Here is an 11884-nt window from a genome sequence, read left to right as displayed (position 1 = left end):
CCGGTACCACTTCCGGGTACCCGGTTCCCGCAGATTAGGGCCCCGACCGGACCCCCGAAACCTCCTTGCGTTTTTCGGGCGAGAACTTGACCCGGGAGATACCCCGGCGTCTTCACCTGAAAAGACGCCGCCTGCCGGCCGGTTTTCCGGAACGTGCGAGCGGACGCGGGCCGTGCCCGGGCCCGCGGTTGTCCGATTCGTTCAAGACCCCGGGAGCGGCCGTCCCTAGTTTTGGCCGTATGACGCCAACATTCGCAGTGATCGGCCTGGTCGTGGCCGACATGGGGAACTCACTGGCCTTCTACCGCCGACTCGGCCTCGACATCCCGGCAGCGGCCGATACGCAACCGCACGTCGAGGCGGAACTTCCGGGAGGGCTGCGCATCGCCTGGGACACCGCCGAGACCATCCGCTCCTTCGATCCGGACTGGACCGCGCCGCACGGCGATCCACGCGTCAGCCTGGCTTTCGCCTGCGAGAGCCCCGCGGAGGTGGACCGGTGGTACGCCGACCTGGTCCGTTCCGGATACAAGGGGCACAGGGAGCCGTGGGACGCGTTCTGGGGGCAGCGCTACGCGATCGTCCTCGATCCGGACGGCAACGGCGTCGACCTGTTCGCTCCGCAGACCGCTACCGGATGAGCACGCCGGGCGGCACGCCCGTCAGCGCCTTCGTATCGCGGGCCAGATGGGCCTGGTCGGCGTAGCCCGCACTCGCCGCCACGTCGGCCAATGGAGTGCCTTCGCGGGCCATGTCCAGCGCGCGGTTCATCCGCATGATCCGCCCCAGCGTCTTCGGTCCGTAGCCGACGCCGCCAGGCAACACCGGTGCAGGTGCCTCTCACCCATACCGACCGCCTCCGCGGTGGCGGCGACCGATACGCCGGCGCGCACGTGCCGGACGATCTCCGGGATGCGCGGATCGGAAAGTTCGGTCCGCGGATGCCGGCGTGCGGCGATCTCCTCCAGGGCGGCCTCGGGGTCCGGCGCCTCACCTACGTACTCGGTGAGGCGCCGGACCCGTGGCGCCGGCCAGATATCCGCCAGCGGTACCAGCTGATCGCGGAGCTCGTGCGCCGCCACTCCCAGGATCGCGGGGGCGGTTCCGGGGAAGAACCGCAGCCCGGTGAACCCCGCTCCCGGCGGCCAGAACGCCAGGTGGGAAGAGGTATCCGGGCCGGCCACCAGTAGCGCTCCCTTGACCCAGATGAGGTCCATGCAGCCGTCCGGGAGTACCCGCTGTTCGGAACCCGCCGGCGACGCCGCGACCCCGCGCCACACGACAGCGCTGACCACCCGCGATGGCCGCTCCCAGTACATATCTCCAGTGTGGCACCGGTACGGCCGCCCCGCTTCCGGCCGCCACCGGCGAAATCCCGCCGAGGAGCAGTGGACTCCGGAACACCGGGGCCCGTCCTCGCGTCGCGCTTTCTCGGGAATCAGCGGCGGCTTACGCTCATTCGTATGGAAAGCGGGCTGTTCGCGGAAGATTCCCAGATACGGCGGCTGAACCGCGAGGGCGTCCTCCTGGGCGGGGCCGGGTACGCGATCCTGCTCCAGGTCGCCCATCCGGCCGTCGGCCGGGGAGTGTACGAGCACAGCGACTTCACCGCGCGCCCGATCAACCGGCTGCGCGGCACGCTCACCTTCGTCTACGGCCTGGTCTTCGGGACGGAGGAGGAGGCCGAGCGCGTCTCCCGGATCGTTCGGGCCATGCACAAGACGGTTGTCGGCCCCGGATACAACGCACTCGATCCCGACTTGCAGATCTGGGTGGCCGCGACACTGTACTCGAGCGGGATCCGGATGTATGAGATGACGTTCGGCGAGCTCGACGCGGCGGCCAAGGACGAGGTCTACAGGCAGTCCGCGGTGTTCGCCACGGCCTTGGGCTGCCCCGAGGACCGCTGGCCGACCACCCGCGCCGACTTCGAGCTCTACTGGGCCCGGATGGTCGACTCGATCGAGGTCGGCGACACCGCCCGGGAGATCGCCGCGGGGCTCTTCGCACCGGCCAACCCGCTTGTCCGCCCCCTGGCCCGAATGCAGCGCTTCCTCAGTGCGGGTCTGCTTCCGCCGCGCATCCGCGACCAGCTGGGCCTTGACTGGGGGCCGGGGCGACAGCGGATGTTCGACCGGTTGTTCGCCGTCGTCCGGGCCGTCTACCCGCGGCTTCCGATGGCCGTCCGCAGCCTGCCGAAGAACGCCTACATGTGGGACATGCGTCGTCAGGCCGCACGCGGCCGGCTCTACCGCCGGCCCAAAGCAGCGGTGCGGGCGCTCCCGACGATCAGTCGGCGCCGCAACGGCGCCCCAGTTCGGTCCGCGCCCGGCCGGCCTCGGGGACACCGAGTTCGGTGAAGATCTCGACCGCCGTGTGCAGCCTGCCGGTGACGGTCTCCGGCTCCACCAGCTCGGAGGGCAGTATGCCCAGCCCCAGGAGCGCCCGCGCTTCGGCGTAGCGCTCCTTGCGCTCCCGGGCGAGTTTCAGCGCCTGTTCATGCGCTGCTTTGGCGTCCGTGTAGCGCCGAGCGCGGGTGTAGGTGGTGCCCAGTTCGTTCAGGATCTCGGCGTCGGCACTGCGCAGCGCGTTCTCCTCCCCGAGCTCCAGCGCCTTCGTGTGGGACTCGACGGCCGCTTCCAGCTGCCCCGATTCCCGCTGGGTCATGGCGAGCGCGTTGCGCGTGTAGATCTCGTCCGTAGGGGACTCCAGGTGCTGGGCGAGTTTCAACGCCTCCCCCAGCCGGGAGAACGCCTGGTCGAAATCGCCGAGCTGGGTGCTGACCTCGCCGAGGATGCGCAGCGCCATGGCGTGGCTCTCGACCGGCCCGCCGTCGACCTCGATGCGCAGTACCGTCTCGCACAACTCGACGGCTCTCGGGAAATCCCCCAACATCTGGCACAGGACGGCGATATTTCCTCGCTGCAGCGCTTCGAGCCGCTGGTTCTTCGCCTCGATCGTGTATTCGAGAACCTTCTCAAGGCAGGAGAGCGCCTCCTGGAAGCGCCCCATACGTTCGTACACCATGGCCAGATTGCCGTGAGCGCGGGTCTGCCCCTCCCGATCACCGAGCTTTGCCAGGATCTCGTACGCCTGGAGCAGCAGATCGAGGGAGGTCTCGTTGCGCCCGGCAAGGCAGTGCGCGATCCCCAGAGCGATCAGGGTGACCGCGCTTCCCCGGTCGTTGCCCTGGGCCTGGCTCGCCGCGAGCGCCTTCTCCTGGGTGGACAGCAGCAGCTCGGTCTGGCCGTGGGAGGCGTAGAACCGCCAGATCGAATCGGCGAGCTGCCAGGCCTGGTCGCCGTGTCCGAGCGAGGCGTAGAAATCGACGGTCGAGGCGAGGTTCTCCTGGTGGGTCTCGAACCAGGCGATCGCCTCACGGCGGTTCGACAGCTCGGTGCGGTAGCGCGAGGAGTCCGGTACGCCCACCTCGTAGTCGTGCGCGCGTGGTCCCAGCCAGTCGGCCGCGCTGTGCGCCATGTCCAGGTAGTGGTCGGCCAGGCGGCGGCGCGCGGCCTCGATGTCGGTCTCCGGAGCGGTCCGCAGCGCCTTCTGCCGGGCATAGGCCCCGATGAGGTCGTGGAACCGGTAGAGGTCGACCCCGGACTCGTCCAGCAGGCACACGCTGACGAGTTCCTGGAGCAGGTCGTCGGTGTCGGGAGGGTCGCTGTCCAGTAGGGCCGCGGCTCCGTGCAGGTCGACGGTGCCCCCGATCATCACGCCGAGGAGCAGGAAGGTCCGCCGCTGTACCTCGTTCAGGCTCTGGTAGGAGAGCTCGAAGACGGCCTCGACGTTCTGCCCGTCGATGCGCAGTTCCCGGAACCTGCGCTGGTGCTCGCCCAGGCGCTGCGCGACATGGCCGAAGGTCCAGCGCGGCCGGCTCAGCATCCGCCCCGCGACGATCCGCAGCGCGAGGGGCAATCCCCCGCACAGCCGCACCACCTGCAAGGCATGCTCGGGCTCTTGCTCCACGCGTTCGGCACCGAGCACTGCGGAGAACAGCTGCAACGAGGACTTCTCGCTGAGCATCCCCAAGGAGATATATCGGGCCCCGCCCAGCCCGGTCAGGTCGTGGCGGGTCGTCACCACGGTCAGCGACCCCGGCGCCGCCGGGAGAAGCGGGTTGACCTGGGCGAAGTTGAAGGCGTTGTCGAAAACGACCAGGATGCGCTTACCGTCGAGCATGGCGCGCCACAGCGCCGAGCGCTCCTCCACCGACTCCGGGATCGACTCCGGCTCGGCACCGACGGCCCGCAGCAGGCTGCCCAGCGCGGAGGCCGCGGTCAGCGGATCCTGATCGACGGTGTAACCGTAGAGGTCGATGAACAGCTGACCGTCGGGGAAACGGTCGGCGAGCCGATGCGCGGCGTGCACGGCCAGGGTGGTCTTGCCCGCACCCCCCGGGCCGGTGATGACGGCGATCTCGGCGCGATCCTCAGCGCACTGGCCCACCTGCAGCAGCTCGCGCAGGGAGCGCCCGCGGCCGGTGAAGTCGGGGATGTCCCGCGGGAGGTCGTTGCGGGGGAGGAACTCAGCGGCCCTCTCCTCGGGAAGCAGGTCGTGCTCGGCCGACGCCGGTCCGCTCTGCACCGGAACGGTCGGGGAGTCCTCCGGGAGCCGTGCGGCACCGTCCTGGTCCTGCAGGATGCGCTGGTGCAGCTCCATGACCTCAGGACTCGGATCGACGCCCAGCTCCTCGGCCAGGTGCTCCCGTGTCTCCTGGAAGACGGTCAGCGCCGTCGCGCGCTGCCCGCTGCGATGCAGCGCCGCGATGAGAAGATACTGCAGCCGCTCGCGTAGCGGATCCTCGCGCACGAGCGGAGTGAGGCGGGTGACCACCTCCTGGTAGCGCCGCAGCGCGAAAGCGCACCCCGCCCACGCGGCCTCAGCGGCCCAGCGCTCCTCCAGCAGCGGTTGGCACACCGTGTACCAGAGCTGGTCGGATCCGGTGCCCGAGAACGGTTTGCCCCGCCAGCACGCCAGGGCGTGCTCCCACAGCACGATCGCTTCCTCGGGGTCACCGGCCGCTTTCCCGCGGGTCACCAGATCGCGGAACCGGTGCAGATCGACACGGCTCGGGTCGAAATAGGCGAGATACCCACCGGCAGTGGTCTGGATGACCTGCGGAAACGCACGGCGCAGATGGGAGATCTGCACCTGGATCACCGAACGCGCCGTCCGTGGAGGGGTGTCGTCCCACAGGTAGTCGATCAATCGGTCGACGGTGACTTCTTTTCCCAGATCCACCAGCAGCGCACCCAGGACGCACCGCTGCCTGGGCCCACCGACGGAAACCGCCTCGCCGTTGTCCCAGGCTGAAATGGGGCCCAGCACGCCAAATTCCACAAACGGCACTGTAGCAAGGTCATTTGCGGATTCCGGAGGACAGAGAGAAGGCCGTCGCACCCGTACCTCCCTCCCACGAGCACGGGTGCGATGGCGCTCATCCCGCCCGAGTCAACGGTCCGCGGACCTCCCCTTGTCGCCCTCGGGCTCCTCCCTCTCCCCTTCCTCGGCTCCGGTGTCTTCGCGTTCGGGGACCGGATACTCCATCGGGTCCTCGTAAGGCTGGAGTTTCGCCGTGGCCGGCGCTGGCTCCTCAAGACCGGCAACGATTTCCAGGAACCGCCCCTCAATCTGCGCCGGCTCGGCGCTCAATACCCGCCCCATATGCAACTCCTCGGTTCGAAACGCAATCCTCCGAGGGGGCTGCCATTACGGCCAGTCGACACCGCCGTCGCCAAGACCATCCTCGTCATCCCACGGCTCGATGTCCTCTTCCCGAGAAGGACCCTCCTCCCCCCAAGGTCGAGTTTCGCCCGAATCGGCCCGGCGGCCCCTAGACCCCCCACGATCTCCAGGAACCGCTCCTCGACCCGCTCCAGCTCGGTGGTCAGCATCTCTTCCGTTTCCCCCCTGGTGGACTTACGAAGGCGGACCGCCCCCTCCTGGTGAACGCCGGGACCGGTTCCGCGGGCCGTCCTCCCGCGGACACCGGTCTCGCCGAACGTGAATGACACTAGAGAGGAAGGCTTGCGCCCCGCTTTCACTTCGCTTACAGCTGGGCCTCACAGGGGCGGCCGGGCGGCACCGCCCGTTTCGGGCGGCTCGCGGAGAGCTTAGGCCACCGTGATGTCCCCTGCCCCGACGCCTGAACACGTCGATCCGCTGACCGGAAGCGGCCTGAAACGGCACACTGGTCCACGTACCTCATCAGCGCACTCGGCCCTTCCGGGCCGTCCAACGACTTACGGAGGCCCGATGACCGCGGGAGACGGCAACGGCTGGGTGGTGCTGCCCGATGGCACGCAGCGCTGGGGGCGCTACGGCGCGTCCGGGCTACTGCTGCATTCCACGGAGACGGCCGGAGCCGGCCACGTGCTGCTGCAGCACAGGGCGTGGTGGAGCCACCAGGGCGGCACATGGGGGATGCCGGGCGGCGCCATCGACAGTTCGGAGTCCGCGGTGCAGGCCGCACTGCGCGAGTTCGGCGAAGAGGTTCACGGCGACATCGGGGAGATCGTGCTGCGCGGGATCCACCGGCAGGACCACACGGTCTGGCGGTACGACACCGTTCTGGCTCGCTCAGTGGAGCAGAGGACTTTCTCCCCCGGGAACAACGAGAGCGCGGCCATCCGCTGGGTCCCGGTCGACGAGGTCGCCGACCTCCGGCTGCTGCCCGCGTTCGGGGAGATCTGGCCGGAGATACGCACGGCGCTCTCCCAGCGGCTCGTTCTCGTCGTGGACGCGGCGGCCGTTCTCGGCCAGGCGGCCGGCGCCTCGATGAGCGCGGACGCGCCAGGGGCGGCCGTGCGGCTGCGCGATGATCTCGCCGCGCTCGCCGCGGAAGGGCTCGGCACCCCGGCGCTGCCCGAAGGGCTTCCCCTCGTCGAACTGCACCGGTGGCTCCCGCAGGTCGTGCTCGTGACCGAGGAGGAGAGGCCCGGACTGCCCTCCGTCCCCGGTGTTGATGTCGTTCCGGCAGGCGGAAGCGGCGCGGACACCATCGCCGAGATCGTCCGGAGCCGCAGCGAGACACCGGTCCTCCTTACCGTCACAGCCCGGCCGGACGTGCACGAGCGCCTCGGTGCCGCCGGTACCGGCACGGTGCCGCCGGAGTGGCTGCGCGCCGCTCTTGGCGCGCTGGGGCACGCCGGGTCCGCACTGATACACCGATGACCTCGACCGATCGCGGTGCCGCGCCGGTTCCGAGGACGTACCCCGTCCACGGGCACCCCGCCGCGGAAGACCCTCGCCCTTTAGGATGGGGGTGTGCTGACAATGGAGATTCGCTCCCGCGCGCACAACCGACGCGGCACTGAATGTCACGCCCATTCGTTGGCTTGTCCAGGATGTTCGCGAACGGCATGTCGGTTCCAGGTGCCGGATCGCCGGGTCGGGGGTAAGTCAGGGGTGTGCCCTGATGTGCGCCTGCTGTTCGGTAGGCATCCTGGATACTGAAAGGCTGGGCGGCACCAGCCATGAACCAGCCAGACTTGAGGAGCTGACATGACGCTGGAGCGCGGAAACCCGATGATGCCCGTGCACGCGGCAACAATGATGTGGCCCACGGGTGTCGCTACCGGCGCGGGCGCGGTGGCCGGAGGGCTCTCCTTCCTGCTGTCCCTGCCGGCGATCACGATCGCCGGACCGCTCGGGTGGGCGATCTTCTGGTTCGCCCTCGCAGGGGGCGGCGTCGCGCTGCTCGGAGGCAAGGGCGACCGCCGGGCCCGCCGCTGGGCCGGCCAGTACCCGTGGCGCTGGGCCAGCGGGCCGGCCGTTCTCGCCGGGCTCGGTATCGGAGTAGTGCAGTTGTTCGGCGCGGGCATCCTCGGTGGTATCTTCATCGGTCTCGCCGCCGGCGCCGTGATCTGGGTCATCCTCGGCCTCATCGCTTCGGTCGCCGGGAACAAGAACTCCTAGATTCGGTGTTTCACTGTGGGTCCACGCTCCGCGGGGCCCACACGTTATGATGACCCACCACGGGGGACGACCAAGCGATCTATGTCAACTGAAGCTCGTCAGAAGATGATCGAGCGGGTCCGAGGGCTCCTCCGTATGGCGGAGGACCCCTCGGTCACCGACGCCGAGAGCCAGGCGTTCACCGCCAAGGCCGCCGAACTCATGACGCGGCACGCGATCGCCGAAGCAGAGGCGCGGGCACAGCGGGGCGAGGCCGCCGAATCCGTCACCCGACTGGACTTTCCCGTCTCCGGCGTGGGCGGACACGGCAAGGCCCGGGTAAAGGCGCTGGCCGGGATCGCCGCCGCCTACGGCTGCCAGTCGGCGGTCCGCGGCAACACCTCGGCCAACACTGAACGCACCCTCATCATCGTCGGCACCGTCACGGCGCTGGATTCGCTGCGCGTGCTGCTGCCGTCGATCACCATGCAGATGGAGGCCTCCGCGCGGCTCACCGCCCGCAACCACGTGGCCGACCTGCGCGAAATGCGCAATTACGACCGCTCCACACTGGCCACCGAGCGGAACCGCTTCTACCGGTCGTTCATCCGGGCCTACGGCTACGCGGTGGCCGAACGCATCCGCGAGTTCCGCGCCCGGCTGCGGGAGGAACCCTCGGCTCAGGCCGCGGAGAACGGTTCGGGGTCGGCGGCCGCCGCGGGCGAGGAAACGGCCCGCGGCGCCGAACTGATACTGCGCGAGGATGTCCACCGCGTGCAGGAGGAATTCCACCGCCGCTTCCCGCAACTCCGACCGACCCGCCCGGAGCGGACCCACCACCGCGCGGGAGCCCGCGCCGGCTACATCCGGGGACGCCGCGCCGACCTTGGGGTGGAGACCAACGTCGGGCAGGGCAGCGCCCCCTCGCTCACTGACAGCGACTGAGTGGCGCGGCACGCCCCGGAATACGGGCGATTTCGGGCTTCCCGTCCGCACTGGACGTCCACAGCATTCCGGCCAATCCTGTGGAAAACCTTGTGAATAACTGCGGAAAAGCGTCGGATGACAACCGACGGCCCAATCCCCCTGTGGATAAACCATTTTCCGTGGCCGGATCCGGCCAACTGGTTAGCGCCTGCCCGAAACCAGCCGTGTCCCGGCCTCGCACCGCCGCAGCGGGGCACGGAACTTCGTGGGGATCCCGAGGTGCGGCAACGCGGCGCCAGGGACCGAGGCGGTACCCGGGGACAGGAGAAGTCCCGGCCACGGCCTTCCCGGGAGTCGCATACGGAGCGCGGCGGTGGGCGCCGCGATCGTTCGGCCACCGCTGGGACCTTGACGTCGCTGCGGCGAGGCCGTGAGCAAGCGTTCTGGAAACTCGCACCATCGCGTGAGCGATTTCAGGTGACTCAGGTCACCGAATCGGGGAAAGTGGAGGGTGACGCCGTTTCCCACAGGAAGTGACGAGATGTCCCCAGCCACCCTCCTGAGGTCGTTCCGCAGTTTCAAGACGGCCTTGCTGACCACCTACCACAGTGATGGCATGCGCTGCGTCAACACGCCGATCAGCATCGTCATCGACGGAGACCGTGTACTGTTCCGGACCTGGTCGGACTCGGGCAAAGCAAAGCGCTGCGCCACTACCCTGTTGCCGATCTCCGGCCCTGCACGTTCCGCGGTGAACCGCTCGGCAAGCCCATACGCGGCGAGGTCCGGCTTCTGGAGGGTGATGACGCCAGGCGCGCGGCCCGGCTCCTCGCCCGACGCCACCCGGTGTTGCAGCGCTGGGCCGTGCCGATCTCGTACCGCCTGATGCGCTACACCACCCTGCACTACGAGTTGATCCCCCACGACGAGGACCTGGTGCAGAGCCTCGAAGGCTGGCCGGACTAGGAGATCCGCAGCGGCATAACGAGGTACCGGAAGTCGGACCGCGCACCCTCTTCGGCCGGCACACCGGAGATCACGGCGGGCTTGGTCGGCATGGTGAAGCGAGATGGGCCGTCTCGGTCTCGACCGCACCAAGGCCGTCGAGGAAGAACTCGGGGCCGAAGGCGATTCGCATGGGTTCGCCCTCGTACTTGACGTCCAGCACCTCCCGCGCCTGGGCGTCGTCGCCCGATCCGGCTTCGAGCAGCACCTCGGTCTCGGTGAACGAGAGCCGAAGGGGAGAGTTGCGGTCGGCGACGAGTGCCACCCGCTTCACCGCTTCGATGAGCTTTGCCTTGGACACCTCGGCACGAGCCGTGAAATCAGTGGGGAAGCGGGACTCGTACTTGATGAAGTCGCTGTCGATCAGCCGGGTGGTGGTACGCCGGCCGTTGTTCTCGAACCCGATCATGCCCTCGCCGTGCGACGGGGCGGTCCCTGCTCCGGCCGATACCGCGGACAACGCGATGCCGATATTGGACCCCGAGACCAGCGAGCGCCCCGTATCGGCGAGTGTGCGCGCCGGGACCAGCGCCGACGTATCGAGATCGGAGTACTCGGACTGCCACCAAAGCTCGCGGACGGCGATGCGGTAGCGATCGGTGGCGGCAAGGCTCAGCGAGTCGCCGGAGAAGGACATGTGTACGCCCGTAAGCATCGGCAGTGTGTCGTCGCGGCTGGCGGCCGGCGCCACCTGCCGCACCGCCGCCGCGAAGGCGTCCGCGGCCAGCGACCCCGTGATCCCCGGCATTTCCGGCAGCGACGGGTAGTCCTCCAACGGGAGTGTGAGCAGTGTGAATCGCGCACTGCCGCAGTTGACGAGGGCTCGCGAGCCGTCGCAGGAGAAGTCCACAGGCTGTGGGGAGAGATTGCGGGCGATCTCGGCGAGCAGCCGGCCCGAAACCAGGACCGCGCCGCTTTCCTCGGCCTCGACGTCCACCGCGGCCTGGGCGGAGACTTCGTAATCGAAACTCGACAGCCGCAGCTGCCCTGAATCTGTGGGTAGTTCCAGCCGCATCCCGGCCAGCACCGGCACGGCCGGGCGCGCGGGCAGAGCCCGGGCCGTCCAGGCCACGGCCTCGGCGAATGCGTCACGATCAACTCGGAACCTCACGTCAACCTCCTGATCGTGAGCGTCCGGACTATCGGATGCAGTCACCGTACCCAGAGGCGCCGACATTCCTTCCGGTAACACGGCAGGACAGCGGATGGATGCGCCGCCGCGACCGGGGAACCCGGGTTCGCCGGCGCCGAACGCCCACCGCGTCCCTCAGCGGTTGGGCTTCAGCGTCCACACGACGGTCATCGAGCCGGTGACCTTGCCGTCCTCGGTGCGCAACTCGACCTCGACCGAGAACTCGGGGCGCTTGCCCGCATCGAGTTCCGCGACGACCTCTTCCTTCGGCCGCCCCAGGCGCGCCTCGGCGATCACATCGCCCATAGCGAGCTTGTGGTAGTGGATCTCGGCCTTGACCGCGAGCGGAACGGCGCGGTCGAGCTGGTCGCTGAACGAGCCGATCACGATGACGCCAGAGGCCGACTCCGCGAGGGTGAACATCGCCCCGGCATGCAGGCCACCGACGTGGTTGTGGTGCGCCGGTTCGTCCGGCAGCCGCATGACGACCCGACCGTACTCCAGGTCCATGAACTGCACGCCCAGCGTTCGCGCGAACGGCACCGCCGCCAGGAACCCGGACTTCACTGTCTCCGCCGTCTCGGCGCTCATCGTTTCCATGAGGCCACATGTTACTCCCCGGTAACCAAAGAGGCCACCCATGGCAGCCGGAGAAATGTCTCTGGCCACGGACCGCGACACGTGGACCGGCTTCCCCGGACACCGGCGACCGTTTCCACAGAGACACGGATGGTGAGCTAGCATGAGCCCCGGGGAGCAGATCTCCTGCCCTCGGAGGGTTCGCATAGTGGCCGAGTGCAGTGCTCTTGAAAAGCACAAGATCCTTAACGGGGTCTCGTGGGTTCGAATCCCACACCCTCCGCTTCCATCCCCGGCCGGCCGGATCCGGTGCTCCCGTACGGAGAGCGTCGGAGCCGC

At 68.7% G+C, this 11884-nt stretch carries 12 protein-coding genes, 1 tRNA gene and 1 pseudogene; 6 read left to right on the top strand and 8 right to left on the bottom strand.

Annotated features, from left to right (window positions below; all coding sequences use genetic code 11):
• The first annotated feature begins 239 nt into the window (after positions 1–239).
• Positions 240–641, top strand: coding sequence for a VOC family protein (locus tag VS93_RS07050; protein ID WP_046469200.1), 402 nt, complete (start codon positions 240–242; stop codon positions 639–641).
• Here the strand turns inward: VS93_RS07050 and VS93_RS30275 are convergent.
• Both VS93_RS30275 and VS93_RS07045 read right to left on the bottom strand, forming a co-directional pair.
• Positions 631–777, bottom strand: coding sequence for a helix-turn-helix domain-containing protein (locus VS93_RS30275; protein ID WP_201776565.1), 147 nt, complete (start codon positions 775–777; stop codon positions 631–633). The genes VS93_RS07050 and VS93_RS30275 overlap by 11 nt on opposite strands.
• Positions 768–1295 (bottom strand): DUF6597 domain-containing transcriptional factor, encoded by a 528-nt coding sequence (locus VS93_RS07045; protein ID WP_201776564.1) that lies wholly within the window; start codon positions 1293–1295, stop codon positions 768–770. The genes VS93_RS30275 and VS93_RS07045 overlap by 10 nt, the downstream gene beginning before the upstream one ends.
• Positions 1296–1463: 168 nt before the next feature.
• Here VS93_RS07045 and VS93_RS07040 point away from each other — a divergent pair, with 168 nt between their 5' ends.
• Positions 1464–2360: an oxygenase MpaB family protein gene (locus tag VS93_RS07040; RefSeq protein ID WP_046469199.1), complete on the top strand. Its 897-nt coding sequence runs from the start codon at positions 1464–1466 to the stop codon at positions 2358–2360.
• On the opposite strand, the gene VS93_RS07035 is transcribed toward VS93_RS07040, so the two are convergent.
• The 3 genes from VS93_RS07035 to VS93_RS29680 all read right to left on the bottom strand — a co-directional run bounded on the left by VS93_RS07035 (position 2290) and on the right by VS93_RS29680 (position 5900).
• Complete coding sequence (locus VS93_RS07035; RefSeq protein ID WP_082126676.1) at positions 2290–5334, bottom strand: AfsR/SARP family transcriptional regulator; 3045 nt, start codon at positions 5332–5334, stop codon at positions 2290–2292. The two genes, VS93_RS07040 and VS93_RS07035, sit on opposite strands and share 71 nt — an antisense overlap.
• A gap of 123 nt (positions 5335–5457) precedes the next feature.
• A complete protein-coding gene (locus VS93_RS07030) occupies positions 5458–5658 on the bottom strand; it encodes a hypothetical protein (RefSeq protein ID WP_162231650.1) in 201 nt (66 codons plus the stop codon).
• Positions 5655–5900: a hypothetical protein gene (locus tag VS93_RS29680; RefSeq protein ID WP_162231649.1), complete on the bottom strand. Its 246-nt coding sequence runs from the start codon at positions 5898–5900 to the stop codon at positions 5655–5657. The genes VS93_RS07030 and VS93_RS29680 overlap by 4 nt, the downstream gene beginning before the upstream one ends.
• A gap of 361 nt (positions 5901–6261) precedes the next feature.
• Here VS93_RS29680 and VS93_RS07020 point away from each other — a divergent pair, with 361 nt between their 5' ends.
• The 3 genes from VS93_RS07020 to VS93_RS07010 all read left to right on the top strand — a co-directional run bounded on the left by VS93_RS07020 (position 6262) and on the right by VS93_RS07010 (position 8847).
• Positions 6262–7179, top strand: coding sequence for an NUDIX hydrolase (locus VS93_RS07020; protein ID WP_046469196.1), 918 nt, complete (start codon positions 6262–6264; stop codon positions 7177–7179).
• 330 nt (positions 7180–7509) lie between these two features.
• Positions 7510–7923, top strand: coding sequence for a hypothetical protein (locus VS93_RS07015; protein WP_046469195.1), 414 nt, complete (start codon positions 7510–7512; stop codon positions 7921–7923).
• A 105-nt stretch (positions 7924–8028) separates the two neighbouring features.
• Positions 8029–8847: a DUF2786 domain-containing protein gene (locus VS93_RS07010; protein WP_394298797.1), complete on the top strand. Its 819-nt coding sequence runs from the start codon at positions 8029–8031 to the stop codon at positions 8845–8847.
• A 582-nt stretch (positions 8848–9429) separates the two neighbouring features.
• Here VS93_RS07010 and VS93_RS31150 read toward each other — a convergent pair.
• The 3 genes and pseudogenes from VS93_RS31150 to VS93_RS06985 all read right to left on the bottom strand — a co-directional run bounded on the left by VS93_RS31150 (position 9430) and on the right by VS93_RS06985 (position 11566).
• Positions 9430–9672: a hypothetical protein gene (locus tag VS93_RS31150; protein WP_236700384.1), complete on the bottom strand. Its 243-nt coding sequence runs from the start codon at positions 9670–9672 to the stop codon at positions 9430–9432.
• 119 nt (positions 9673–9791) lie between these two features.
• A pseudogene (dnaN, locus tag VS93_RS06995) lies at positions 9792–10945 on the bottom strand (DNA polymerase III subunit beta).
• Positions 10946–11101: 156 nt separating this feature from the next.
• Positions 11102–11566 (bottom strand): DUF4442 domain-containing protein, encoded by a 465-nt coding sequence (locus tag VS93_RS06985; RefSeq protein ID WP_046469191.1) that lies wholly within the window; start codon positions 11564–11566, stop codon positions 11102–11104.
• A 173-nt stretch (positions 11567–11739) separates the two neighbouring features.
• Between VS93_RS06985 and VS93_RS06980 the strand changes: the two genes are divergently transcribed.
• A tRNA-Ser gene (locus tag VS93_RS06980) sits at positions 11740–11828 on the top strand.
• Positions 11829–11884: the final 56 nt, after the last annotated feature.

The organism is Allosalinactinospora lopnorensis, assembly GCF_000981225.1.
In the GTDB taxonomy this organism is placed as follows: domain Bacteria; phylum Actinomycetota; class Actinomycetes; order Streptosporangiales; family Streptosporangiaceae; genus Allosalinactinospora; species Allosalinactinospora lopnorensis.
This window is presented reverse-complemented; position numbering and strand designations above follow the sequence as displayed.